Source organism: Rhodococcus sp. GA1 (assembly GCF_024321955.1).
Lineage (GTDB): Bacteria > Actinomycetota > Actinomycetes > Mycobacteriales > Mycobacteriaceae > Rhodococcus > Rhodococcus pyridinivorans.
The window spans coordinates 694,246-719,873 of sequence record NZ_CP097186.1 but is presented as its reverse complement, the minus strand read 5'-3'; the positions used below and the strand labels follow the sequence as shown (position 1 = coordinate 719,873).

The 25,628-nt window shown below is 68.6% G+C and carries 21 protein-coding genes, 2 tRNA genes and 1 pseudogene; 11 read left to right on the top strand and 13 right to left on the bottom strand.

The features are described from left to right. The first annotated feature begins 242 nt into the window (after window positions 1-242). A complete protein-coding gene (locus M3330_RS03460; protein WP_019289005.1) occupies window positions 243-1,784 on the top strand; it encodes a helicase HerA-like domain-containing protein in 1,542 nt (513 codons plus the stop codon). Between the two features lie 27 nt (window positions 1,785-1,811). Here M3330_RS03460 and cmrA read toward each other — a convergent pair whose 3' ends face one another. Then, a complete protein-coding gene (gene cmrA / locus M3330_RS03455) occupies window positions 1,812-2,618 on the bottom strand; it encodes a mycolate reductase (RefSeq protein ID WP_006554373.1) in 807 nt (268 codons plus the stop codon). A 130-nt stretch (window positions 2,619-2,748) separates the two neighbouring features. Between cmrA and M3330_RS03450 the strand changes: the two genes are divergently transcribed. After that, window positions 2,749-4,080: an MFS transporter gene (locus M3330_RS03450; protein ID WP_255027001.1), complete on the top strand. Its 1,332-nt coding sequence runs from the start codon at window positions 2,749-2,751 to the stop codon at window positions 4,078-4,080. Window positions 4,081-4,086: 6 nt separating this feature from the next. On the opposite strand, the gene M3330_RS03445 is transcribed toward M3330_RS03450, so the two are convergent. After that, on the bottom strand, window positions 4,087-4,971 hold the full coding sequence (locus M3330_RS03445) for an SGNH/GDSL hydrolase family protein (protein ID WP_248689903.1): 885 nt from the start codon (window positions 4,969-4,971) through the stop codon (window positions 4,087-4,089). Window positions 4,972-5,089: 118 nt separating this feature from the next. Then, on the bottom strand, window positions 5,090-5,911 hold the full coding sequence (locus M3330_RS03440; protein ID WP_071934743.1) for an acyl-CoA thioesterase II: 822 nt from the start codon (window positions 5,909-5,911) through the stop codon (window positions 5,090-5,092). A 135-nt stretch (window positions 5,912-6,046) separates the two neighbouring features. Here M3330_RS03440 and M3330_RS03435 point away from each other — a divergent pair. Next, a pseudogene (locus tag M3330_RS03435) lies at window positions 6,047-6,169 on the top strand (helix-turn-helix domain-containing protein); the annotation flags it as partial. A gap of 20 nt (window positions 6,170-6,189) precedes the next feature. On the opposite strand, the gene M3330_RS03430 reads toward M3330_RS03435, so the two are convergent. Continuing rightward, window positions 6,190-7,023 (bottom strand): alpha/beta fold hydrolase, encoded by an 834-nt coding sequence (locus M3330_RS03430; RefSeq protein ID WP_024100537.1) that lies wholly within the window; start codon window positions 7,021-7,023, stop codon window positions 6,190-6,192. A 78-nt stretch (window positions 7,024-7,101) separates the two neighbouring features. After that, window positions 7,102-7,755 carry a TetR family transcriptional regulator gene (locus M3330_RS03425; protein WP_006554379.1) on the bottom strand — a complete coding sequence of 218 codons (654 nt, stop codon included), beginning with the start codon at window positions 7,753-7,755 and terminating at the stop codon, window positions 7,102-7,104. Window positions 7,756-7,984: 229 nt separating this feature from the next. Here M3330_RS03425 and M3330_RS03420 point away from each other — a divergent pair, with 229 nt between their 5' ends. The 4 genes from M3330_RS03420 to M3330_RS03405 are packed head-to-tail and all read left to right on the top strand — an operon-like array spanning window position 7,985 to window position 11,026. Continuing rightward, window positions 7,985-9,028: a ferredoxin reductase gene (locus tag M3330_RS03420; protein ID WP_255026995.1), complete on the top strand. Its 1,044-nt coding sequence runs from the start codon at window positions 7,985-7,987 to the stop codon at window positions 9,026-9,028. Window positions 9,029-9,070: 42 nt separating this feature from the next. Further along, window positions 9,071-10,327, top strand: a complete 1,257-nt coding sequence (locus M3330_RS03415) for an acyl-CoA desaturase (RefSeq protein ID WP_255026993.1) — start codon at window positions 9,071-9,073, stop codon at window positions 10,325-10,327. Next, the gene (locus M3330_RS03410; RefSeq protein ID WP_006554382.1) at window positions 10,305-10,547 is read left to right on the top strand and encodes a hypothetical protein; all 243 of its coding nucleotides are present in this window, start codon (window positions 10,305-10,307) and stop codon (window positions 10,545-10,547) included. Before M3330_RS03415 ends, M3330_RS03410 begins: the two co-directional genes overlap by 23 nt. 50 nt (window positions 10,548-10,597) lie before the next feature. Further along, complete coding sequence (locus M3330_RS03405; protein ID WP_198040610.1) at window positions 10,598-11,026, top strand: hypothetical protein; 429 nt, start codon at window positions 10,598-10,600, stop codon at window positions 11,024-11,026. 22 nt (window positions 11,027-11,048) lie between these two features. Here the strand turns inward: M3330_RS03405 and M3330_RS03400 are convergent, their stop codons facing one another. The 5 genes from M3330_RS03400 to selD form a co-directional block, all read right to left on the bottom strand. Beyond that, the gene (locus M3330_RS03400; RefSeq protein ID WP_255026990.1) at window positions 11,049-12,353 is read right to left on the bottom strand and encodes an OFA family MFS transporter; all 1,305 of its coding nucleotides are present in this window, start codon (window positions 12,351-12,353) and stop codon (window positions 11,049-11,051) included. Window positions 12,354-12,386: 33 nt separating this feature from the next. After that, window positions 12,387-13,406, bottom strand: coding sequence for an NrfD/PsrC family molybdoenzyme membrane anchor subunit (nrfD, locus tag M3330_RS03395; RefSeq protein ID WP_064256404.1), 1,020 nt, complete (start codon window positions 13,404-13,406; stop codon window positions 12,387-12,389). Further along, on the bottom strand, window positions 13,406-14,317 hold the full coding sequence (locus tag M3330_RS03390) for a 4Fe-4S dicluster domain-containing protein (RefSeq protein WP_024100544.1): 912 nt from the start codon (window positions 14,315-14,317) through the stop codon (window positions 13,406-13,408). The genes nrfD and M3330_RS03390 overlap by 1 nt, the downstream gene beginning before the upstream one ends. Beyond that, entirely contained in the window at window positions 14,314-17,631 is a 3,318-nt protein-coding gene (gene fdh, locus M3330_RS03385) for a formate dehydrogenase (RefSeq protein WP_255026989.1), read from the bottom strand. Before fdh ends, M3330_RS03390 begins: the two co-directional genes overlap by 4 nt. A 109-nt stretch (window positions 17,632-17,740) precedes the next feature. Further along, complete coding sequence (gene selD / locus M3330_RS03380; RefSeq protein WP_255026988.1) at window positions 17,741-18,763, bottom strand: selenide, water dikinase SelD; 1,023 nt, start codon at window positions 18,761-18,763, stop codon at window positions 17,741-17,743. Between the two features lie 58 nt (window positions 18,764-18,821). On the opposite strand from selD, the gene M3330_RS03375 reads away from it, so the two are divergent. From M3330_RS03375 to selB, 3 genes are all read left to right on the top strand, one after another. Then, window positions 18,822-18,916: transfer RNA gene (locus tag M3330_RS03375), tRNA-Sec, on the top strand. Window positions 18,917-18,948: 32 nt separating this feature from the next. Beyond that, window positions 18,949-20,253 carry an L-seryl-tRNA(Sec) selenium transferase gene (selA, locus tag M3330_RS03370; protein WP_064060701.1) on the top strand — a complete coding sequence of 435 codons (1,305 nt, stop codon included), beginning with the start codon at window positions 18,949-18,951 and terminating at the stop codon, window positions 20,251-20,253. Beyond that, on the top strand, window positions 20,253-21,995 hold the full coding sequence (selB, locus tag M3330_RS03365) for a selenocysteine-specific translation elongation factor (protein WP_255026987.1): 1,743 nt from the start codon (window positions 20,253-20,255) through the stop codon (window positions 21,993-21,995). The genes selA and selB overlap by 1 nt, the downstream gene beginning before the upstream one ends. A gap of 159 nt (window positions 21,996-22,154) precedes the next feature. Here selB and gdhA read toward each other — a convergent pair whose 3' ends face one another. The 3 genes from gdhA to M3330_RS03350 all read right to left on the bottom strand — a co-directional run bounded on the left by gdhA (window position 22,155) and on the right by M3330_RS03350 (window position 24,492). After that, the gene (gdhA, locus tag M3330_RS03360) at window positions 22,155-23,498 is read right to left on the bottom strand and encodes an NADP-specific glutamate dehydrogenase (RefSeq protein ID WP_019289021.1); all 1,344 of its coding nucleotides are present in this window, start codon (window positions 23,496-23,498) and stop codon (window positions 22,155-22,157) included. A 201-nt stretch (window positions 23,499-23,699) separates the two neighbouring features. After that, window positions 23,700-23,773 (bottom strand) — tRNA-Arg (locus tag M3330_RS03355). 62 nt (window positions 23,774-23,835) lie between these two features. Then, window positions 23,836-24,492: a DedA family protein gene (locus M3330_RS03350; protein WP_024100551.1), complete on the bottom strand. Its 657-nt coding sequence runs from the start codon at window positions 24,490-24,492 to the stop codon at window positions 23,836-23,838. 249 nt (window positions 24,493-24,741) lie between these two features. Between M3330_RS03350 and M3330_RS03345 the strand changes: the two genes are divergently transcribed. Further along, complete coding sequence (locus tag M3330_RS03345; protein ID WP_255026984.1) at window positions 24,742-25,626, top strand: xanthine dehydrogenase family protein subunit M; 885 nt, start codon at window positions 24,742-24,744, stop codon at window positions 25,624-25,626. Window positions 25,627-25,628: the final 2 nt, after the last annotated feature.

Here is a 25,628-nt window from a genome sequence, read left to right as displayed (position 1 = left end):
CGTAGTTCGTTGCTAGCACACGTCGTTGTTTTTGCGAACGATCCTCACGTCGTCGACGGAACGGATTCTCGTAGAGAAAGTGCAGGTCAACACGGTGTACTAGCTGGGAAACCGTGCCGCTGCGGTTGTGATCGGAATCACTGTAATGCGACAATTCCGGCATCCGATAGGAATGGTTCTTCCGTGGGTTCGACGGCCCGGTACCGTCGCAGTGGGCGAGGTCGAGGCCGGAGGGGGCGAGCATGACCGACAAGCCGGAGATCACCGCCGCGACCATCGCGGCCGGGTACGAGGTGATCGGCGAGGCGCTGGAACTGGGCACCGTCGTGCTCGACGGCGTCGCCGATCCCGACGCGCCGGTGCGCATCCCGCTCGCCACTCTGAATCGTCACGCGCTGGTCGCCGGTGCGACCGGCACGGGCAAGACCAAGACGCTGCAGGTCATGGCCGAACAACTGTCGGCGGCGGGGGTGCCGGTGGTGATGGCCGACGTGAAGTCCGATCTGTCGGGCCTGTCGGCCGCCGGCGAGCCCGACGATGCGGTGCTCAACCGCGCGGGCGACACCGGCGACGAGGACTGGACGCCCACGGGGCACCCTGTGGCCTTCTACTCGCTCGGTACCGACGGGGTCGGTATCCCCGTCCGCGCCACCGTCACCTCGTTCGGGCCGATCCTGCTCTCGAAGGTGCTGGGGCTCAACGCCATTCAGGAGTCCACTCTCGGGTTGATCTTCCACTGGGCCGACCGCAACGGCCTGCCGCTGCTCGATCTCGCCGACCTGCGGCAGGTGATCCGCCACCTGACGAGCGACGAAGGGCGCGGTGCACTCGACGATCTCGGTGCCGTGTCGCCCGCGACCGCCGGCGTCATCCTCCGCGCGGTCGTCAACCTCGAGAACGCGGGTGGGGACGGATTCTTCGGCGAACCCGAACTGGAGGTCGAGGACCTGCTGCGGGTGATCGACGGTCAGGGCACGATCAACCTGTTCGAGTTCGGCGACGAGGCCACTCGACCCGCGCTGTTCTCGACATTCCTGATGTGGTTGCTCGCCGACCTGTTCCAGTCGCTACCGGAGGTCGGCGACGTCGACACACCGCGGCTCGTGTTCTTCTTCGACGAGGCGCATCTGCTCTTCACCGATGCGTCGAAGGCGTTCCTGCAGCAGATCGAACAGACCGTGAAGCTCATCCGGTCCAAGGGCGTCGGTGTGGTCTTCTGTACGCAGTCGCCCACCGATATCTCCCGGAGCGTGCTCTCACAACTGGGAGCGCGGATCCAGCACGCGTTGCGCGCCTTCACCCCCGAGGACGAGGCCGCGCTCGCGAAGGTGGTGCGTACCTTCCCGAAGACCGACGCCTACGATCTCGCCGACGCTCTGACCGGTCTGGCGACCGGGGAGGCGATCGTGACGGTCCTGTCCGAACTGGGCACGCCCACGCCCGTCGCCTGGACGCGTCTGCGACCGCCGCGCTCGCTGATGGGCACAGTGGGGGAGAGCGCGATGCGTGCGTCGGCGCAAGCGAACCCGCTCTACGGGAAGTACGGCCGCACCATCGACCGGGAATCGGCCTACGAGAAGCTCACCGCATCGGTGGTCGGGGCCACCGACATCGAACCGATCCCGGACATGCCGTCGCAGGCGCCGGACGATGCCGGGGCGTCGGTCGTGGAGCAGGTGCTCGGCAGCGCAGCCGTGCGCAGCTTCATCCGCTCGGCGGCGTCCGCAGCCGGCCGGGAGATCGGCCGGAGTCTATTCGGCACAGGACGCCGCCGAAGGCGGTGAAGGAACGATTCGTTGGGCGGTGGCCCGTCAGCTGCCGCCGAGCTTCTTGTAGAACGCGCCGGCGATCGGGGCCGAGATGGACCGCGGCGAGAACTGACCGGCAGCCGACATGGCCTTGCTGATCACACCGGGCACGATGCGCATCCGGTTCGCGGCGAGCGCGTCGAGCGACACCTTCGCGGTGTGTTCGCTCGAGATCCACAGGAAGTCCGGGACCAGCTTGTCGACGATCGACGCCTCGGCCGGGTCGGGTTCCTCGGTGCGCACCGGGCCGGGGGCGAGCAGCGTGACATGCACGCCGGTGCCCTTGAGCTCACCGCGCAGGGACTCGGAGAAGGTGTTGACGAACGCCTTCGTCGCGGCGTAGGTGGCGTTGTTCGGGATCGGCATGTTGCCTGCGGCCGAACCCACCATGAGGATCGCGCCGGAGTTCCGCTCGACCATCTGCGGCAGCACCGCGAGGGTGAGGTCGTGGACGGCGACGGCGTTGAGCTCGACCTGTGCCCGCTCGTAGGCCGCGTCGAGCTCGGCGACCGCGCCGAAGGTGGCGATACCGGCGTTGTTGCACAGGATGCTGATGCGCCTACGTCCGAGTTCGTCGGCGAGTGGTGTCCGTGCGTCGCGGTCCGACAGATCGCAGGCGCGCACCTCGACGGTCACGCCGTGCTTCGCGCGCAGGGTCTCGGCGAGGACCTCCATCACCTCTCCGCGACGGGCGACCAGGATCAGCGAATGGCCGCGGGTGGCGAGTTCGGTTGCGAGGGCCTCGCCGATGCCGGAGGACGCTCCGGTGACGACGGCACGGGCATCGGGATGGGGATTCGGCAGAGTCACAGTGGGTCAGCGTAGCGGCAGGCTCGGGAGCGGCGACCGGGCCGGCCCCGGCCATGGGGCCGAGTCGTTCGGTGCCGCGCGACGGAGTCGTTCCATGCCACCGCAGCTCCGGAAGCCTAGGCTCCGGGGCATGAATGCGTTCACGGACACGGCGAGCGGGGCCGGGGAGGCTACGACACGTCGTCAGGTCGTCTCGTGGGGTCTGTGGGACTGGGGTTCCGCGGCGTTCAACGCCGTGATCCTGACGTTCGTATTCTCCGTCTATCTCACCGACGCGGTCGGCGACGACCTGCCGGGTGGGATCTCGGCGAGCACCTGGCTCGGATGGTCGCTCGGCATCGCCGGGTTCGTCATCGCCGTGACCGCGCCGGTGTCGGGCCAGCGGTTCGACGCAGTCGGGCGACGGAAATGGTCGCTGGGCATCCTCACCGGGGTCACCGTCGCGGCGATGGCGGCGATGTACTTCGTGCGCGACGACTACCACTATCTGTGGCTCGGGCTGGTCCTGCTCGGCGTGGCATCCGTGATGGCCGAGCTCGCGCAGGTCCCGTACAACTCGATGCTGCGCCAGGTGTCGACGCCGGACGACATCGGACGGGTGTCGGGCTTCGGTTGGGCGATGGGCTATTTCGGTGGCATCGTGCTCCTGCTGTTGTGCTACACCGGGTTCATCGCCGGCGACGGCGACACCCGCGGTTTCCTCGGTGTGCCCACCGAGGGCGGCACCAACATCCGGCTCGTCGCGCTGTTCGCGGCCGTGTGGTTCGCGGTGTTCGCTGTGCCCGTGCTGCTCGCCGTCCCGGAGAAGCCGGTCGCGCGTGGCGACGTCGCCCGCCGCGCCGGTTTCGTCGAGTCCTACCGCGTGCTGTGGCGCGACCTGACGGAGTTGTGGCGGGCGGATCGTCGCACCATCTGGTACCTCGGGGCGTCGGCGTTGTTCCGGGACGGTCTCGCCGGCGTCTTCACCTTCGGGGCGGTCCTCGCCGTCACGGTCTACGGGATCGGAGCGGGCGATGTGCTGATCTTCGGTGTCGCCGCGAACGTCGTCTCCGCGGTGGGCGCACTGGTGGCCGGACGCGTCGACGACCGGGTCGGGCCCAAGGCGGTCATCGTGGGCTCGCTGGTCGCGATGATCGCGACCAGCATCGTCCTGCTCGTGGTGTCGGGTCCGACGATGTTCTGGATCTTCGGTCTGGTGCTGTGTCTGTTCGTCGGTCCGGCCCAGTCGTCGGCGCGGACCTTCCTGGCGCGCCTGACCCCGCCGGGACGGGAGGGGCAGATGTTCGGTCTCTACGCGACGACGGGACGTGCGGTGTCGTTTCTGGCACCGACGCTGTTCGGGTTCTTCGTGTGGTGGTTCGGCACCGACCGAGCGGGGATCGTGGGGTTGCTGATCGTGCTCGGCGCGGGCCTGGTGTCGTTGCTCGCCGTGCGGGCTCCCGAGACGCCGGAGCAGGCGTGAACCGGCTCAGTCGGTGATCGTGGCGAGCACCTGGTCGGCGGCGTTGCGGTGCCCGGCCGCGTTCGGATGCAGCGGGATCGATCCGGCGGCCGGCTGCAGGCCGGCCATCCACCGGGTCTCCGGATCGGCGCACACGTCGTGGTCGCGGCTCGAATCGCGCAGATCGACGTAGTCCACGTCCGCGGCCTCGGCCTGCTCGCGCATGACGGTGTTCAACCGGTCGATCTTCTCCTGCAGGTAGGTCGCGTCGTCGGGCCAGATCCGCTGCTCGGGGAAGCACCCGCCGTCGCGGATTCCGGTGGGATAGCCGACGAGCACGATGCGTGCCTCCGGGGAACGCCGGCGGATCTCGTCGATCACCGTGGTGTAGACGGGCGCGAAGGCGTCGATGGCGGCGTCGACACGGTCGGTGCCGTCCGGGGTGTTCGTGATCGCGCACGACGCGCCGTCGGGTGGCGCCGAGAGATTGACGCATCCCAGCGCCAGCTGGACGAGACCGATGTCGTTGCCGCCGATACCCACAGTGACGAGTTCGGTGTCGGGGCGCAGCGCGTCGTACTGCGGTGGCACCGTCGCGCCGCGGAAGGTGGTCTGCGGCATCGCGAAGTCGAGTGAGGTGGCGGCGCCGCACGACGCGTCGACGAAGTCCTCGATACCGAGATCGGTCGCGACGAGGGTGGGGTAGTTGCTCTCCGACCGCCCGCACGGATCGCCGTCGGTCTGCGGCGGGATGCCGGGCCCGGAGGTGAACGAGTCTCCCAGGGCGACGTACGACGCGTAGTCCGCAGCCGGGGGCATGTCCTGCGTGTCGGCGCAGGCGACCGTGCCCACGGTCGTGAACGCGATTGCGGCGCAGGCGATGACCCCCGATCGTCGGAGAAGTCTCGGCATCGTCACAGTGGACCTCGCAATCCGGTGGGTGGATGTTTCCGAGGCTACAGGTGTGCCGGTGACCGGAGCGGGCGCCGAATGCCGACCGGTCGGGTCGATCGAATACCGACCGTCCCGCTCATGCCTTGAAGTAGACGATCTGGTGCGAGGTCGCGAGCAGAACGCCGTCGCGACCCCACAGTTGTGCGCTCTGGTCGAAGAAGCCCTGTTCGAACCGATTCGCACGTGCGGTCGCGAGCACGGGGCTGTCGGATTGCGCGGCAACGGTCTCCGGGTCCGCGTGGAAGTAGACGGTCATCGAGACCGTGCCGGCCGGCAGCACCCGACCCAGACGCAGGAATGCCCGGGGGTAGAAGATGTCGCACATCGCGGTGAGCGAGGCGAAGTCGAGCGGGCGCGACGGGACGTCGCGGACCCACAGCGTCGACGTGGAGTCGGCGACCTCCGCGCTGCCCTCCTCGGGAACGACTCCTGCGGTGTACCGCATCTCGTAGTTGCGTGCCCACGCGATGAAGTCGGGCAGCGGTGTCGGCTCGAGCGAGTCGGGTGCCGGGGCGGCCGGCGCCTGCAGTTCGGTCGACGACCAGGTGGGGCGACGGAGACCGAAGACGGCCGTTGCGGTGGTGGCGACCTCGCCGCCCTGCGACAGTTCGATCGACCAGTGCTGGGTGGTCCGGTTCGTGCGCACCGGGCGCACCGCGATGTCGAACGGTCCGTCGGCGATGGGGCCGGCGTAGTTGACCGTCAGGGACAGCGGCATGCCGAGGACGTCCGGGTGTCGTTCGACCGCGCGGAGGAGAGTCGCGGCGGTGATACCGCCGAACGGGCCGACCATGTTCGCGTAGGCGGGGTGCGTGTGCCCTTCGGTGCGATCGTCCCGGACCTCGAACAGGTCGACGGCAGCGTCGAAGACGTGAGTGGTCACCGAGACGTCGGTCATGGCAGGGTCTCCTCGGAAGATGGTGTCGCGCAGGATCGGATCCGTACGACAACATACACAGAGTATGGGGGACAACCACCACTGCCGGAGGAACGGGTGATCGCTGCAGAACGGCGGGACGGACCGCGCGCGGCGATGATCGCCGGCGCGATCGCGCTGATGAGAGAACGAGGTGTCGCGGCCACGTCGTTCCGGGACGTGCTCGAGAACAGCGGGGCGCCGCGCGGCTCGATCTACCACCACTTTCCCGGCGGCCGGAAGCCACGGTCGGTGGACTCTCAGCCGTTCCGTCGCCGCGAGATTGCGTTCGCGATCTCGGCCGGCGCTTCCTCCGGAATCCAGTGCGAGACGTCGGGCAGGACCACGAAGTCGTACTCGGCGTCGACGAATTCGCCGCAGCGTTCGGCGCCGGCGCGGCCGATCGCGATGTCGGCGGTGCTCCAGATGTAGGTCGTCGGGACGCGGACCGGGGGAGTCGAATCGAGATCCCGCGTCATGGCGCGATACCAGTTCAGGGCGGCGGTGAGAGCGCCCGGCGCGGACAGGGCGGAGACGTAGTGGTCGACCGAGTCGTGGTCGACTGCGGAGGTGAACATCGCCCGCAGGCGCCGCGCGTCGTCGGCGAGGAGCAGGGTCTCCGCCTTGCCTTCCTCGCGGAAGAGACCGATGTAGGAGGAGCGTTCGCGCTGGTCGGCGTCCTCCCGCAACGCCCAGCCGTAGGCGGCGAGGTGGGGGACCGAGACCGCGGTCAACGCCGAGACGCGGTCGGGATTGTGGGCGGCGAAGTACCACGCCACAGCGGCGCCCCAGTCGTGTCCGACGAGGTGGACGCGATCGAGCCCGAACTCGTCGAGCAGGCCGAGGACATCACCGGCGAGCGCCGGCACCGCGTAGTGCTCGACGCCGTTCGGCCGGGCACCGGGGGAGTACCCGCGCTGGTCGGGGGCGATCACGCGGAAACCGCGCTCGACGAGCAGGCGCGCCACCGGCGTCCAGCTGCGTGATGTCTCGGGGAAGCCGTGCAGGAGCACGACGGGTGGGCCGTCCCTCGGACCCGCCACGCGCACGTCGAAGGTCAGGTCGTCGTAGGTGGCGGGTTCGGTCGATGCCATGGGAACCACGTTACGGAAGAGGAGTGTCTGCGACAGGATTTCCTGGCCACCTCGACGAACCGGCGTCGCGCCGACCCGTCACCGGTCGTTCGACGTCCGTCGCGGCCGCCACGCCGCCGCGCCCAGCAGGATCAGACGCATCTGTTTCTCCGCGCGCGTGACCACCTCCGATTCCTGCGCACTGCCGGGACGTTCGACGGCGAGCAGGTCGAGGACGAAATCGAGCATCGCGGTGACCAGCAGATCGGCGGCCATCTCGAGATCGTCGAACTCCCAGTCCTCGAGGCCCGGGGAGCGGCCCAGGTCGGCGGCGAGCTCGCTGGTCAGCAGGCGCAGTTCGACGGAGATCGCGGCGGCGACCTCGGGAACGCCGCCGTGGCGTTCGCGTGCCAGGAACCGGAAAGCCGCCTTGTGTGCCCGTACCTGTTGGACCAGCACGTCGAGCGATTGCCGCGCACCTGCCGGACCGGGCGTGCGACGCGCGTCGCGCAGCAGGCGCCGAAGTACCCGCATCGTGTCCGCCGCAAGGGTGACGCCGAGCTCGTCCATGGACGAGAAGTGCCGGTAGAACGCGGTGGGCACGATGCCCGCGTGACGGGCCACCTCCCTCAGACTCAGCCCGCCGAGTCCCCGGTCGGCGGACAGGTCGAGGGCGGCGTCGAGAAGCGCCTGACGTGTGCGTTCCTTGCGTTCGGCGCGTGTGGTCGGCGGAGGTGCGGAAGCGGTGGACACCCCCTGAGTCTAGGCATGACGTTCCCAGCGGTGTCCGTACATCTGTGTCAGCAGTCACATCGGGGTTGACAGGCGGGTGTGTCCGGCTGCCACACTGATTTCAGTGCACATTCGTTCACTGAGCACGCAGAGGTCTACCGAAAGGCGGACAGACATGATCGTGCGCGCCCGTCCGACGCCCGTCCGGCGCTCGGGTTCGTTGCGAAAATTGCTGGTAGAGGCACTTGGAGTGCTGTCCTACCCGCATCACCCGGACCGCTACCTGGAACTCGCCGACCCGCTTCTCGTCACGTCGGCGAACTATGCCCGGATTACAGATGTGGACCGAAGCGCCACCGACTCGCTCACGATCACGGTGCGCCCCGCACAGCCGTGCCGACCCCTACCCGGGCAGTACGTGACCGTGTCGGTGCGTGTCGACGGTGTGCGGCATACGCGCTGCTACTCGCCGACGCTCGTCGAAGCGGAGTCGAAGCGCCGGCCCGACCTGCGGTTCACCATCGGCAGGCATCCCGAGGGTACCGTCTCACGCCACCTCCACGACCGAGCGCAGGTCGGAGACGTCATCGAACTCGGTTCTCCCGCAGGCGAGTTCGTGCTGCCGAGCCCACGCCCCCGACGTCTGCTGTTCGTCGCCGCGGGCTCCGGGCTGACTCCCGTGCTGTCGATGCTGTCCGGTCTCGTCGCCGAGGGGTACGACGGGTGCGCGGTGCTGCTCTACTACACCCGTACCCCCGGGCATGTTCCGCGCCGCGCCGAACTCGACGCTCTTGCCGACCGACCCAACATCGAGATCGTCCACGCGCACACCCGCTCCGACGACGGGCTGCTGCAGGGTCGGTTCGACCGCAGCCACCTCGCGGCCGTCGCACCCTGGTACGCCGACACGCCCACCTTCGTGTGTGGTCCGGCGGAGATGGTCGCGGGCATCCGCGAGGTCTACGCCGAACAGGGCGCCGAGACGATGGTGAACACCGAGGAATTCGTCCTCGCACCACCGGTCGTGTCGACGGACGATGCCGGCGGCGAGATCTCCTTCGCCGAATCCGGCGTGGTTGCCCAGAACACCGGGTCGACGCTGCTCGAACAGGCCGAAGCGGCCGGTCTCACGCCCGAACACGGATGCCGCATGGGCATCTGCCACAGCTGCACCGCCGTCCGGCTGTCGGGGTGCACGCGCGACGTGCGTACCGGCGACGTCGATTCGGAACCGGGCCGCCGCATCCAGATCTGTGTCAACGCCCCGGTCGGCGACGTCGCCGTCGAACTCTGAACCGGCCGTCCGGCGACACCACCGAAATCATTGGAGGACATCATGTTCGGATTGTCCCTACCCACCGTTCCCTTCCTGCCCTTCCTGTCCGGCCGCAGCTCTTCGGTCGAGAACGAACCGCTCGTCCTCGACCACGACAGTGTCGAGGAGATCGGCCGCGAACTCGACGCACTGCGGGAGCAGACGCTCGCATCCCTCGGTGACGAGGACCGTGAGTATCTCTACCGGATCATCAGGGCGCAGCGCGGATTCGAGATCGCCGGTCGCGGTCTGCTCTTCGTCGGATTCCTCCCGCCCGCATGGGTCGCCGGTGTCGCGGCGCTGAGCGTGTCGAAGATCCTCGACAACATGGAGATCGGGCACAACGTCATGCACGGTCAATACGACTGGATGCGCGAGCCGTCGCTGAATTCCCGTGTCTTCGAATGGGACACGGTGTGCCCGTCGGACCAGTGGCGGCACTCGCACAACTACGTGCACCACACCTACACCAACATCCTCGGCCAGGACCGCGACATAGGATACGGGATCCTGCGCATGGACCCGGCCCAGAAGTGGCATCCCTACTATCTCGGCAACCCGGTCTACGCGACCGCCCTCATGCTGCTGTTCGAGTGGGGCGTGATGATGCACGACGCGGAGGTCGACCGGATCGTCGCCGGGAAACGCTCGTGGCGCGACGTGATCCCGATCGCGAAAGGCTGGTGGCGCAAGGCGCGCCGTCAGGTGATCAAGGACTACATCGCCTTCCCGCTGCTGAGCGGACCGATGTTCTTCCCGACGCTGCTCGGCAACGCGACCGCCAATCTGGTGCGCAACGTGTGGGCGTACTCGATCATCTTCTGCGGCCACTTCCCGTCCGGCGTGCAGTCCTTCACGGAGGAGGAGACCGCCGAGGAGACCCGTGGTGAGTGGTACGTCCGGCAGATGCTGGGCAGCGCGAACATCACCGGGTCGCCGTTGTTCCACATCATGTCGGGCAACCTGTCGCACCAGATCGAGCACCACCTGTTCCCCGACCTGCCGGCGCACCGCTATCCGGAGCTCGCGCCGAAGGTCAGGGAACTGTGTGAGAAGCACGGACTTCCGTACAACACCGGTGGCTTCACCGCCCAGGTGACGTCGGTGTGGAAGAAGATCTTCACGCTTGCTCTCCCTCCCGGCTGGTTCGCGCCCGAACCCGGGTCGCGGGTGATCGTCGAACGTCACCGCTCCACCGATCGCCCGCTCGACGATGCGGGTACCCTCGCGGACGACACGATCGAGGGGGTCGAACATGGTGGGAAGATTCGAGCGTAACAAGGACACGATCCAGGAGGTCACCGAGTCGGCGGCCACCCACGTCGGCGCGATCGCGGGGATCATCACCGGAGCGGTCCGCGACGTCACCCGCGAGATCGGTGAGTTGATCACCGACGCGATCGAGATGCGCGAGGCCGCCCGCGCCGCGCGCGACGACGAGGAACGCGGAGAAGGGCCGGCGACGTCGGATCGTCGCTCGGCCCCTCCCGCGGAGTAGCGGATCGGAAGGGCGGATCGAGTTCCTACCGCGCGGGGACGCTCGAGGTGGTGCGGGGTGACGAACCCGGCCACCTCGTCGCGCACTGGAGCGCTCTGCACGCACTGTTCTGCGGGGCGACGGCCGAGGCGATCGGCCTCTACCTCCGTGCGGCCCGGGTGCATCGTGCGCACGGCCACCACGCCGCCCACCTGACCTGCCTGTTCCAGCTGGCGATGGCGCAGACCTACGACGGACGACGCGACGACGCCCTGAAGGCGTGTGCTCGTGTCGTCGAGATGGCGGGCCAGCACGGCGAGCGGTGGAACAAGGCCTCTGCGCTGTGGGTCTCGGGGCTCGCCCATTTCCATCTCGGGCGCCTCGGCTCTGCAGTCGACGCGGCGAACGGTGCCCTGGAACGGATCCTCGACACACTCGGCGTGCACTCCCGCACGCAGGTCGTCTCGTGGTTGCACACCCACGAAGCGCCCCGAGTGTGAGCGAGCAGGGCGGCGCTCCGGATCAGGACCGGGCCGAGGCCGACTCCCGGCGTGCCGCGGGTACCTTCGTGATCATCGTGAGCACGACCGATACGAGCGCGATGATGCCGATGGTGGTGTAGGCGAGGGTATAGGCCTTGTCGTCGCCGAGGAGCGTAGACGCGATGATCGGGCCGATGATGCCGCCGATGCTCCACCCGATGAGCATCAGGCCGTAGATGGCGCCGGCGTTGCGGACCCCGAAGAAGTCGCCGGCGGTGGCGGGCATGGTGCCGAATGCGCCGCCGTAGCAGAGATAGATGATCGCGGCCAGGACCGAGAACAGCACCACGCCGGTGGCATGCGGCAGCACGATCAGGCACACGCCCTGCAGCACGAGCAGTGCGGTGAAGGTCTTCATCCGGCCGATATGGTCGGAGATCGCCGCCCACACGATCCGGCCGGCGCCGTTGAAGATCGCGAGCACGCCCACGAGTGCCGCCGCGCCGGAGGTGCTGAAACCGGCGATGTCGGACGCACTCGGCTTCGCCTGCGAGATCAGGGAGATGCCGGCGGTCACGCACAGGGTGAGGATGGCGGTCAGTAGGTACCACTGGGGCGTGCGGAGGGCCTCGTTCTGGGTGTACTCCTTGCCGCGGTCCGCTCCGCTGCCGTCGCGGCCGACGGGGTCGAAGCCCGGCACGGTGTACCCCTCGGGCGGGTTGCGGAAGAGTGCCGCACCGGCCAGCGACATCACGAGGTAGGCGATACCCAAAGGCAGGAAGGCGCTCGTGGGGTCGTCCGGATTCCGGTCGATGAGCCACTGCGCGACCGGCGAGGTGAGGACGGCGCCGAACCCGAAACCGCCCACAGCGAGTCCGGTGATGAGACCGGTCTTGTCGGGGAACCACTTCTGCAGCATGGCGATCGGGACAATGTACGCGAAGCCCAGCCCGAAACCGCTGATGATGCCGTACCCGAGGATGAGCAGCCAGTAGTCCTCGGCTCCGTCGGTGAAGGAGGCGAGGAGGATGCCGAGCGCATAGATGATGCCGCCGATCAACGCGACGACTCGGGGACCTTTCAGATCCTGCAGTCGGCCACCGAGATAGGTGCCGATGAAGATCATGCCGATGGTCACGGTGAACGGCAGTGAGGCCCGGACCGTGCTCAGTTGCCAGGAGTCGGCGTTCTCGAGGGCTCCGCCGAAGACCGACCACGCGTAGACCGCGCCGATCGAGAACTGCAGCAACAGACCCCCGGCCACGAGGAGCCAGCGGAAGCTGCCCGGAGGCTGAGCCGTCGCGGCGTCGCCGTGTGGTTCGCGCGTAGGCTTGCCGGAGTCCATGCGTTCTCCTTCGTCCTGCCCGCGAGCCGGATCTCAGCTGCGGTAACGAACGGGTTCCCCGCGATCGACTCGTTCACGCTGGGGAACGACGGTGTACTTGGGATCCTTCGCCGACGCGATGCCGGCCTCGTAGACACCGAGTCGCGTGCACAGCGAACCGGCCATGAGAGCGGCACCGGACACTGCCGATACCACGCGATTGCGGCGGCCGGCGAGTGCGCCGAGCGCGCCGGCCACCGTCAATGCCTTGCTGGCCCTCATCAGTCGCCCGGGGCGGCCCTGGTGGAGCGTCTCGGCCGACAGGCCCATCGACTTCTCCATCTGCTGCTCGGTCGCGAGTTCGACGAGCGCACCGCCGACGGCGAAGGCGCGTGCCGGCCCGGCCTCGGCGACCGGCGCACCCAGCAGTCCGAGACCACCCGATGCGGCCGCTGCCGACCCACAGAACACGAAGGGGATTTCCTTGAAGGCGGAGTGCCAGGCTGGGGTTGCGGTGTCGGACAACAGGACTCCGGTATAGGCGGCGACCGGCGGTGCCGTCAGTGCACCCACGATCCCGGCGGGCCGGCCGAGGGCGAGCAGCAGGCGCACCGGCCCGCGCTTCCACCGAGCGGGGAGCATCGCGGCGATCTCCGCGACCGCCGCGACGCCCGCGAACGGACCGTGCAGCGACAGGATCCACGTACCGACCGACATCGGGGAGGTCGGTTTGGCGACTCGCAGCATGTTGAGGAAGCGGCTCGGTTTGCCGAGATCGTGAACCAGCGCACCGACACTGACGAGCAGCGATGTGAGCGAACCGAATCGGGCGACGCGACGCAGGGCGGGCCGCCCCGTGAGATCGGCACCCGCGGCGAGCAGCGAGCTGCCCGCGGCCACGCCGCCGGTGAACAGATAGATCGCGATGTCGTGTTCCCACGGGGCCGGCTTCACGATCTGGCGTCCGTAATAGGACTCGAAGTCGGCCTCCGGCACCATCACCCGGTCGCCGCCGCGACCACCTCCGGACCGGCGGGGGTTGCCCGGGCTGCCGCCGTGCTGCACCTGGGTCATCAGCGCCTCCTCAGGAACGACGCGGCGGCGCCCGCCAGCATCGCGACCGCTGCCACTGCGGCGCGGGTCCACATCTCCGGCAGATCCTTGGTCGTCACCACCGGATCCGGCGGCAGGCCGTAGACCTCCGGTTCGTCGAGGAGCAGGAAGAAGGCGCCGGTCCCGCCGACCCCGTCCTCGGGATCGTTGCCGTAGAGTCGTGCCTCGCTCACGCCGCGCTCGTGCAGGGCGGCCAGTCGTTCCTCGGCGCGAGCGCGCAGTTCCTCGACGTCGCCGTACTGGATCGACTCCGTGGGGCACGCCTGCGCGCAGGACGGGGTCTGGCCGTCGGTGAGCCGGTCGTAACAGAGCGTGCACTTCTGGGCGATACCGACCTTCGGGTCGCCCTCTGGACCCTTGCGACGGTCGATGACGCCGTACGGGCACGCAGCGACGCAGTATCCGCAGCCGTTGCAGATGTCGTCCTGCACGACCACCGTGCCGAACTCGCTGCGGAACAGCGACCCGGTCGGGCACACGTCGAGGCACGCCGCGTGGGTGCAGTGCTTGCACACGTCCGAGGACATCAACCAGCGGAAGTCCGGCTTCTCCTCCTCCGGAAGCTCCGTCGGGGTCGCGCCGACGGTCGGCATCCCCAGCGAGACCGGCGGTTTCGACTCCGCAGGGCGCTCGATGAAGGCGACGTGCCGCCACTGATTGGCGTTGAGCGAATGACTGTTGTCGTACGAGGTGCCGAGCATCGCGAAGGCGTTCTCGGGGACGTCGTTCCACTCCTTGCAGGCCACCTCGCAGGCCTTGCACCCGATGCACACACTGGTGTCGGTGAAGAAGCCCTTGCGAGCCGGCGGATCCTCGTACCCGGCATCGGGTGCCGGGTCGATCGGTCCGAAGAAGCTGTTGGGACCCGTCACTCGTCCTCCTCCGGGGCACGTGGGTCGTCCGAGGCCGTATCGCCGTCCGGGACCGTCACGATGGGTGGGTACACGTGATCGGTTACCCCGGCCCGCCGCGCATATCCCTCGACGTACTCCCGCAGTGCCGCTCCGGACGGTCGGCGTCCTGCCCGGACGTCGCACGTACCGACCTTGGTCTCCTGGATGAGCACGTTGGGGTCCAACGTGATTCCGAACAGATCGTTGGTCGAGTCGCCGGTCACCATGCCGCCGCTGCCCCAGTGATAGGGCATCCACACCTGGTGGACGGTCCGTCCCTCCACCTTCAGCGGACGCAACCGCTCGGTCACCAGGACCCGGCCCTCGATCGCAGAGCGGGCGGTGACGACGTGGCACCAGCCCATGTGCTCGAGTCCCCGTTCGGCCGCCAGGGCAGGGGAGACCTCCACGAACATCTCCGGTTGCAGTTCGGCGAGATGTTCGAGATAGCGGCTCATGCCGCCGGCGGTGTGGTGCTCGGTGAGACGACTCGTCGTGAACACGAAGGGGAACACGTCGCTGTGTTCTTCCGGCGGTGAGGGGTTCATCGGATTGTCGTCACGCCGGTACTCCATGCGCGTCGGGTTGGACTGCTGCGCGTAGAGCGGATTGCGGAACGGCGACTCCACCGGTTCGTAGTGCGTCGGCATCGGACCGTCGACGAGCCCCTGGGGGGCGTAGAGGGCACCCTTGCCGTCGCCCTGCATGACGAACGGATCGATCCCTTCGAGCGCCTCGACACCGTCGGCGCCGTCGGGGGAGCGGTAGCTCGGCGGCTTCGTCTTCTCGAAGTCCGGCACGTCCGCACCCGTCCACTGCTGTGCGTCCTCGTCCCACCACACGTAGGCCTTGCGTTCGCTCCACGGCCTGCCCTTGGGGTCGGCGGATGCCCGGTTGTACAGGATGCGGCGGTTCATCGGCCACGCCCAGCCCCACTCGGGAGCCACGAACGACTGCTCGTGCCGGGACTTACGCCGGTTGGCCTGGTTGACGCCGTCGGCGTAGACCCCGGTGTAGATCCAGCAGCCACCGAGGGTGGAGCCGTCGTTCTTCATCTCGGTGAACGACGACAGTGGCCGACGGGTCGCGACGTCGTAGCCGTTGATCTCCATGAGCACTGCGTCGGCACTCGGCTCGTCGTACTCGCCGTGCACGGGGTAGTCCCATGCCAGGTCGAGCAGCGGACGGTCGCGCTCGTCGGTCGACTCGGCCAGACGCTCCCGCATCATGCGGCCGAGGTGGTAGAAGAACCACAGTTCCGAGCGGCAGTCCTCGGGCGGCTCGACGGCCTTCTCCCGCCACTGCAGCATCCGCTGGGTCTGCGTGAAGGTGCCTTCCTTCTCGGCGTAGGAGGCCGCCGGGAAGAGGAACACCTCGGTGGCGCACTCCTCGGTCACGATCTCACCGGTCTCGATCTCCGGGGAGTCCTTCCAGAAGTTGGCGCTCTCGATCTCGAACAGGTCGCGCACCACGAGCCAGTCGAGGTTCGCCATCCCGAGCCGCTGCGCGCGCCCGTGGGCGGAGCCGACGGCCGGGTTCTGCCCGAGGAGGAAGTAGCCCTTGACCTTTCCATCGATCATGTCGAGCACCGAACGGTAGGTGCCGAGGTCGCCGGTGATCTTCGGCATGTAGTCGAAGCAGTAGTCGTTGTCGGCGGTCGCCGCGTCGCCCCAGTATGCCTTGAGCAGGTTCACCGCGTAGGCGTCGGCCTTCGACCAGAAACCCTTGCTGCCCGGGTTGCGCACGCTGTCGACCCAGTCCGTGAACGAGCGGTGCTTGTTCGCGTCGGGCATCGGCAGGTAGCCGGGCAGCAGGTTGAACAGCGTCGGGATGTCGGTCGAGCCCTGGATGCTGGCATGACCGCGCAGCGCCATGATGCCTCCGCCGGGGCGGCCCATGTTGCCGAGCAGCAGCTGCAGGATCGCGCCGGTGCGGATGTACTGCACACCGACACTGTGCTGGGTCCAGCCCACGCTGTAGACGAGCGCCGTCGTCCGCTCCCGACCGGAGTTCTCGGTCCACGCGCGGCAGACGTCGAGGAAGTCCTCCTGCGAGACGCCGCACACCTGCTCGACCACCTCGGGGGTGTAGCGGGCGAAGTGCCGCTTGAGCACCTGGTAGACGCACCGCGGGTGCTGTAGGGTCTCGTCGCGCCTCGGGTGGCTCGCCGTCTGCATGCCGTGCGACTCGTTCTGCAGGCCCGCGGCCGTGTCCCGATGCTCGGCGTGCTCGTCGGAGCCGTTGGCCTGCGACTTGTGCAGGTCGCCGGATTCGTCCTCCACGTCGTACTGCCAGCTCGTCGGATCGTAGGTCCGCTTCTCGGGGTCGAAGCCCGAGAAGAGCCCGTCGAGATCGTCGGTGTCCTCGAACTTGTCGCTGACGAGCACCGCGGCGTTCGTGTAGTTGACGACGTACTCGCGGAAGTCCAGCCCGTTGCTCAGGATGTAGTTGACGATGCCGCCGAGGAAGGCGATGTCGCTGCCGACCCGGATCGGGACGTGCTTGTCCGCCACCGCGCTGGTACGGGTGAAGCGCGGGTCGATGTGGATGACGCGGGCACCGCGTTTCTGGGCCTCCACGACCCACTGGAAGCCCACCGGGTGGGCTTCGGCCATGTTGGAACCCTGGATGATGATGCAGTCAGCGTTGGCCAGGTCGGCTGTGTAGCCGGTGGCGCCGCCGCGCCCGAAGCTGGTCCCCAGACCGGGGACGGTGGCGGAGTGTCATATGCGGGCCTGGTTCTCGATCTGGACCGCCCCCATCGCTGTGAACAGCTTCTTGATGAGGTAGTTCTCTTCGTTGTCCAGCGTGGCACCGCCGAGGCTGGCGATACCCATCGTGCGCCGGACACGGTGGCCCTTGTCGTCGAATTCCTGCCAGGTCTCGCGGCGGGTCTTCAGCACGCGGTCGACGACCATCTCCATGGCCGTGTCGAGATCGAGGTCTTCCCATTCGGTGCCGTAGGGCCGGCGGTAGCGGACCCGGGTCTCGCGTAGCTCGCTGGTGACGAGGTTCTTGCTCGCCGAGCCCTTGGGGCACAGGCGCCCGCGGTTCACGGGGCTGTCGGAATCGCCTTCGATCTGGACGACCTTTTCGTCCTTGACGAAGATCTTCTGTCCGCATCCGACAGCGCAGTAGGGGCACACGCTGCGGGCGACACGATCGGCGGTGGAGGTGCGCGGTTCGATCTCCTCGGTACGACGGGACCGTGCGGCCTTGCCGCGTCCGAGCAGGTCCTTACCGAGGAACTGGCGCAGGACGGGCCAGGGGAGGGGCGTGTCTTTCTCCGCCATCGGTGCTCCTTTCCTGCGCTCTCGTTCCGAAGTTACCGTCTGCCCGCGCTTCGTGCCGGTTAATCCGGATCCCGTGCAGGTGTGTCGGCATGTCCGGCGGTCGTCGGGGTCAGCGCACCCGGATCGCGTGTTCGCCCGCGGGGACCACCTCCCCGATGACCGGATGGCCGGGGAGCTCCCCGACGACCAGGAGACCGCCGGACGTCTGAGCGTCGGCGAGCAGGAGTAGTTCGTCGTCGTCCACCTCGGAGTCGACCTGCTCGCGGACCCAATCGAGATTGCGACGGCTCCCGCCGGGCACGAATCCCTCCGCGAGCGACTCGCGCGCTCCCGCGACGTACGGCACGGCCGCGGAGTCGATCACGGCGGTCGTGCCGCTGGCCCGCATCATCTTCATCAGATGGCCGAGCAGACCGAAACCGGTGACGTCGGTGGCGGCGCGGACACCGGCCTCGTGCGCAAGTTGTGCCGCCTTGCGGTTGAGTGTCGTCATCACCGCGACCGCTTCCTCGAAACGCTCGCCGGTGGCCTTGTGACGGTTGTTCAGGATGCCGAGACCGAGCGGCTTGGTGAGAGTCAGCGGCAGGCCGGGCGTGGCAGCGTCGTTGCGCAGCAGGCGATCCGGATCGCCCAGACCGGTGACCGCCAGTCCGTACTTCGGCTCCCGGTCGTCGATGCTGTGCCCGCCGGCGAGATGGGCACCCGCCTCGGCGCACGCGTCGGCGCCGCCGCGCATGACTTCGGCGGCGAGTTCGAACGGGATGAGCTCGCGCGGCCAGCCCAGGAGGTTGACCGCGATGATCGGCGTGCCACCCATCGCGTAGACGTCGGACATGGCGTTGGTGGCGGCGATCCGTCCCCAGTCGTAGGCGTCGTCGACTACCGGGGTGAAGAAGTCGGCCGTCACGATGACGGCCCGGCCGCTCCCGTCGGGCGCCGGATCGATCCGGACCGCGGCTCCGTCGTCGCCGTTCTCCACACCCACCAACAGTTCGCCGGAGGCCCGTCCACCCTGCAGACCGCCGAGCACCCGCTCGAGTTCACGCGGCGGAACCTTGCATGCGCACCCGCCGCCGGCGGCGTACTGGGTGAGTCGGATGGCGCCCTCGGGAAAGTCGACGTGTGCGGTCATGAACCCAAACATACGGGCGAGTCGTAACCGAGGGCCCGACTTCGGTTAGGGTGAGCGCGGAGGTGGTTCTCGTCTGGTGACGGTCGCGGTCTTCAAAACCGTTGTGGCCCAGTATCTGGGCTGGGCGGGTTCGATTCCCGTCCGCCTCCGCCAAAAGTTTTCGTCGACCGTGGGATGAGGAGCGCGTGCCGGATCCGAGGCGGGACGTTCCCCGCACCGACCAGGTCCTGGCCGATCCGCGCCTGCGCGAGGCCGTCGACCGGCTCGGCGCCCGACTGGTCAAGCAGACCGTCGTCGCGGCCCAGCAACGGTGCCGCGACGGCGAGATCGGGCCCGATGCCGTCGCCGACGTCGCGGTCGCGTCGCTGCCGCAGCAGGCGACCACCCTGCGTCGCGTCGTCAACGCGACCGGCGTGGTGGTGCACACCAATCTCGGTCGCGCCCCGCTGTCCCGAGCGGCGGTCGAGGCGGTGTCCACCGCGGCGGGCGCCACCGACGTCGAACTCGACCTGGCCACCGGTCGGCGCGGACGGCGAGGACGCGGCGCCCTCGAAGCACTCGCCGAACAGGTACCCGACGCCGGCGGCATCCACGTCGTCAACAACGGTGCCGCGGCTCTCGCCCTGGTCACCCGGGTGCTCACACGCGGTGGTCGCTCGATCGTGATCGCACGGGGCGAACTGGTCGAGATCGGTGACGGCTTCCGGATCCCGGAACTGCTGGAATCCGTGGGCGCGACGCTGCGTGAGGTCGGCACCACCAACCGCGTGCGCCTGAGCGACTACGCCGCGGCCGTCGACGACGACACCGCCTTCGTCCTCAAGGTGCATCCCTCGAACTTCACCGTCAGCGGCTTCACGTCGTCGGTGTCGGTCCGGGAACTCTCCGGACTCGGACCGCCCGTCGTGGTCGACATCGGATCGGGTCTGCTCGCGCCGCATCCGCGGCTGTCGAACGAACCCGACGCCACCACCGCGCTGCGTGCCGGCGCCGACCTGGTGACCGCCTCGGGCGACAAGCTCCTCGGCGGTCCGCAGGCCGGCCTGCTGCTCGGACGGGCCGAACTCGTGGAACGCCTGCGGCGCGACCCGTTCGCGCGGGCGCTGCGCGTCGACAAGCTCACCCTGGCCGCTCTCGAAGCGACCCTGACGGGACCGATGCCACCCGTGGCGTCGGCGCTGGCCTCCCGCCCGGAAGATCTCCGCGCCCGCGCACAGGCGATCTGCGTGGCGCTGCCCTCGGAGTGCCAACCCGAGGTGGTCGACTCCGACGGCGTCGTCGGGGGCGGTGGCGCCCCGGACGTCGTCCTGCCGAGCGTCGCGATCGCCCTGCCCGAACATCTCGCACTCCCGTTGCGGCTCGGTGAGCACCCCGTCGTCGGCCGCGTCGAACGCGGCCGGTTGCTGCTCGACCTGCTCGCGGTCGACCCCGCCGAGGACGGCGAGCTGATCGACGCCGTGACGCGCGTGGCCGCTCGCGAAGGATCCTGATGCAGGTCGTCGCGACCGCCGGTCACGTCGATCACGGCAAGTCGACGCTGGTCGAGGCGCTCACCGGTGCGAACCCGGATCGGCTCGCCGAGGAACGGCGACGAGGACTGACCATCGAGCTCGGCTACTGCTGGACGTCCTGGCCAGAGGTGGGGGAGGTCGCCTTCGTCGACGTCCCCGGGCACGAGCGATTCCTGACGACGATGCTCTCCGGAGTGGGATCGGTCCCGGCCGCGCTGTTCGTGGTGGCCGCCGACGATCCGTGGATGCCGCAGGCGGCCGAACACCTCGCAGCACTCGACGCGCTCCGCGTGCGCCACGCGGTCGTCGCCGTTACCCGGGCCGATCTCGCCGATCCGGGACCCGCGGCCGCGCGGGCCGCGGCGGAGGTCGCCCGCACGAGTCTGGCGGGGGCGCCCGTCGTCGCCGTGAGCGGGCGCACCGGGATGGGCCTCGACGACCTCCGGAGCGCACTGACGACGATGGTCGCCTCGCTTCCGGACCCCGATCCGCAGGCCGACGTCCGGCTCTGGGTGGACCGCCGGTTCACCGTGCGTGGATCCGGAACCGTCGTCACCGGAACCCTTCCCGCGGGCACGGTGCGCGTGGGGGACACCCTCGTGCTGGGGGACACGCCGCTGCGGGTCCGCAGCGTGCAGGCACTCGGTCGCGACCGGAGCGCGGTGAGCGGCGTGGCCAGGGTCGCCCTCAATCTCACCGGCCGGGTCGACGATCTGGGACGGGGCAGTGTGCTCGTCACGCCCGGCGCGTGGCACCACACCACCGTCGTCGACGTTCGGATCAGCGGCGACGACCGGCCGCCCGTCGCTCCGGTGCTGCACATCGGAGCCGCGGACGTCGGTGTCCGGTGCCGTCCGCTGGCAGACGATCTCGTCCGGCTCACCCTCGACCGCCCGCTGCCCCTGCGGATCGGCGACCGCGCGTTGCTGCGCGACCCGGGCCGCCGGATGATCTGGCGAGCCGACGTTCTCGACCCCGATCCACCCCGATTCCGGCGTCGCGGCGCGGCGGCACGCCGCGCGCTGCAACTGGCAGGGGCCGACGGGACGCCGCACCTGGCCGACGAACTCGCCCGCCGCGGACTCCTGCACCGGCAACGGTTGCGACAGTTGGGCATCCCACTCGCACGGGGAGAGCACCTGACGGTCGGGCCGTGGCTCGTCGCTCCCGGTCTCGCGAAGACCGTCGCCGACCGGCTGCCCACACTCGTGCAGGCCCATGCCCGCACCCATCCACTGGATCCGGCGGCGCCGTTGACGGTGCTGGCGTCGCAGCTGCGTCTTCCCACACCGGACCTCGTCCGGGCGCTGGTGCGACCTCCGCTCGAGGTGGTCGGGGGGCGGGTGATCGCTCCCGGCGCCGACGGTCTACCGCCGAAGATCCGCAAAGCCGTCGAGCAGGTGCGCCGCGACCTGTCGGCCGCCCCGTTCGCGGCCCCGACCGCCGATCGCCTACGCGAGCTCGGCCTCGACGACCGGGCCCTCGGCGCGGCCGAACGCAGCGGACGGTTGTGGCGGGCGGGCCCGGGCATCGTCCTGCTCCCCGACGCCGCCGACACGGCCGTGGAGCTGCTGGGCGGATTGGACCAGCCCTTCACGACCAGTGCCGCGCGCGAACGCCTGGGAACGACACGGCGGGTGGTCCTGCCGTTGCTCGACCGGCTCGACAAGGCGGGTCGCACACGCCGGCTCCCCGACGACCGCCGCGAGATCGTCCGCTAGAGTCGCCGTCCCCGCACTCTCCGGCGGGACGACCCTTCACCCGAAACGCGAAGTGCAGGTACCGAACTCGTCGGTACCCGCACTTCGCATGAAGAATCGGTCGTCAGATGACGCCCGGTGCGAACACAGCGTCAGATGACGCCCGGTGCGAACACAGCGTCAGATGACGCCCAGTGCGAACATGGCGTCGGCGACCTTCACGAAGCCGGCGATGTTGGCGCCGTGGATGTAGTCGCCCGGCTTGCCGTACTCGGCGGCGGTCTCGACGCAGCGGCCGTGGATGTCGGCCATGATCCCGGCGAGACGCTCGTCGGTGTAGTCGAAGTGCCACGAGTCGCGCGAGGCGTTCTGCTGCATCTCCAGCGCCGAGGTCGCCACACCACCGGCGTTGGCGGCCTTGCCGGGCGCGAAGGCGACTCCGGCGTCGCGGAAGACACTGATGCCGCCCGGGGTGGTGGGCATGTTGGCGCCCTCGGCGACGATCTTCACGCCGTTGTTGACGAGGGTCTTCGCCGAGTCCTCGTCGAGTTCGTTCTGCGTGGCGCACGGCAGTGCGACGTCGCACGGCACGTTCCAGATGTTGCCGCCGGGGAAGAACTCGGCGTCGCCGCGCTCGTCGACGTACTCGGAGATGCGTCCGCGGCGGACCTCCTTGATCTCCTTGAGGAGAGCGACGTCGAGGCCCTTGCGGTCGACGATGTAGCCGGAGGAGTCGGAGCACGCGATCGCGGTGCCGCCGAGCTGGTGGATCTTCTCGATGGCGTAGATCGCGACGTTGCCCGAACCCGAGACGACGGCGGTGCGGCCGTCGAGCGAGGTGCCGGCGGTCTTGGCCATCTCGTTGACGAAGTAGGCCGCGCCGTAACCGGTGGCCTCCTTGCGCACCTGCGAACCACCCCAGGTCAGGCCCTTGCCGGTAAGGACGCCGGACTCGTAGGAGTTGGTGAGGCGCTTGTACTGGCCGAACAGGTACCCGATCTCGCGGCCGCCGACGCCGATGTCACCGGCCGGAACGTCGGTGTACTCGCCGATGTGGCGGTGCAGCTCGGTCATGAACGACTGGCAGAAGCGCATGATCTCCTGCTCGGAGCGACCCTTGGGGTCGAAGTCCGAGCCGCCCTTGCCGCCGCCGATGGGCAGGCCGGTGAGGGCGTTCTTGAAGATCTGCTCGAAGCCGAGGAACTTGACGATGCCGAGGTTGACGCTCGGGTGGAAGCGCAGCCCGCCCTTGTAGGGGCCGAGAACGCTGTTGTACTGCACGCGGAAGCCACGGTTGACGTGGACGTTGCCCTGATCATCGATCCACGGCACGCGGAAGATGATCTGCCGCTCCGGCTCGCACAGGCGCTCGATCAGACCGGATTCGAAGTATCCGGGGTGCCGCTCGAGCACGACATGCAGAGACTCGAACACTTCGGCCGCAGCCTGGTGGAATTCGGGTTCACCTGCGTTGCGGGCCTTGACCTGCTCGTAGATCTCTTCGATGCGGTCCGATGTCGACACGCCCACCTACCTGACTCTGTGAGGATTCTGTAACACGGGATTTACGACGAGAACTATAGGACGTGGCCCTTAGCATGTGTTAACCCTGCGGCAAGGTGGGATGAGAAACACACGATCCGAACGGCCTGTCTACCGGGCGAAACGCCCAGTTCACCGGTATGATGTGCGGCCCCGCGACGAGTGGTCCGCCGGCGGTCGAGGTGCCCCCGGCAGGACTCGAACCTGCGACCTAGAGATTAGAAGGCTCTTGCTCTATCCAGCTGAGCTACGGAGGCGCGGCCAGAATCTTAGCGGGTGCTCCCCGGGGCCGCCGCACACACCCTCGTACCCGCCGGGGTCAGCGCTCGAGCGTGCTGCCCCGTTCGTCGTCGGGGCTCGATTCGCCCCGCGGAACGTCCACTCGACCGGTCTTGAACCGTTGGATGAGATGGTCGATTCCGACACCCAGGACCACCGCGACGCAGATGGCGACCGCGGCGCCGAACAGCGGCTGCGATTCGAACCAACCGCCGACGAGGCGCCCCACGAACGCCGAGTACAGCGCCCAGGTCGTGCCACCGAGGATCGTGAGCGGCACGAACTTCTGCCGCGGGTAGCGGGTCGCTCCGGCCGTCATGTTCACAGCGATCCGGCCGATCGGGATGTATCGCGCCGTGAGGATCACTGCGGCGCCGCGCTTGTCGAGTCCGCGCCGCGCCCACGCGAATGCGGCTCGTGCCTTCGGGCGGCGCATCCACCGGAACCGTTCGGTACCGACCTTCCGTCCGATCGCGTACGCGATGTTGTCACCGATGATCGCGCCGAGCGCCGCGAGCACGATGACGATCCACAGGTAAGGACGCCCGGTCGAGCCGGAGAGGGACGACAGGGTCACCAGGACGGTCTCGCTGGGCACCGGTGGGAAGAAGCCGTCGAGGATGCACACGGCGAAGAGCAACGGGTAGACCCACAGGGCTGCGGCCTGGCCGATGATGAATTCGTTGATCACGTCCATGGATCTGTGTGGTGCTCCCGTCGGGTCCGCCGGTCGGCTCCTTCCACGCTATCCGCTCGCGCCGCCGAGGACTCCGGACGACGGCGGCGTTACGGCACACACCGTCGACCGCAAGGGAACGATTCGATTCCGATTCGCCCGTTTCGTCGCATCGATCTCGAGTCGGGTCTACTATGGGCGCACCAAGGGGGAATCGTGGGCGGCTGGTGGGGGAAACCGGTCCGCGCCACCTGATGGCGGGAGTTCTTCATGCAGGTTCCTGGCCCATTCGAGTACGAGCGTGCCACCGGAGTGGATCACGCCGTCGAGTTGCTCGACCGGCACGGAGAGGGGGCCCGGGTCGTCGCCGGCGGGCACAGTCTGCTGCCGATGATGAAACTTCGGCTCGCGAATCCGGAGTACTTGATCGACATCAACGATCTCGCGGACGAACTCGATCACATCGTGTTCGAACCCGGGTCCGTGCGCCTCGGTGCCCTGGTCCGGCACCGCCGGCTTCTCGAATCCGACGAACTCGCCGGGATCTTCCCGATCTTCCGCGATGCCGAGCGCGTGATCGCCGATCCTGTCGTCCGCAATCGTGGAACGCTCGGTGGGTCGTTGTGTCAGGCAGATCCTGCCGAGGATCTGTCCACCGTGTGTGCAGTGCTCGGCGCGACCTGTGTCGTACGCGGACCGGGCGGGGTGCGCGAGCTCGATTTCCACGACTTCCATCTCGGCCCCTACGAGACGGCGGTCGCCCCGAACGAACTGCTCGTCGAGGTGCGGCTGCCGAGGAAGGGCACCGGGGCCAGTGCGTACGAGAAGGTCGAGCGTCGCACCGGCGACTGGGCGGTGGCCGCCGCGGGCGCCGCGCTGTGGATGTCGGACGACGGACGCATCGCCGACGCGCGTGTCGGGCTGACGGCGGTGCGCGCCGACGAGGCGGCGCTGTCGAGGGTGTCCGAGCTGTTGCGCGGCTCGCCGGCCTCGGAGGAACTCTTCCGCGAGGCGGGAGCGGCGGCCGCGTCGGCATGCGATCCCGAGACCGATCAGCGCGGCACCGCCGCCTACAAGCGTCACCTCGCATCGGAGTTGACGGTGCGGGCCCTGCGCCAATCCGCCGAACGTCTCGGCGTCACCGAAAGGGTGTGAAC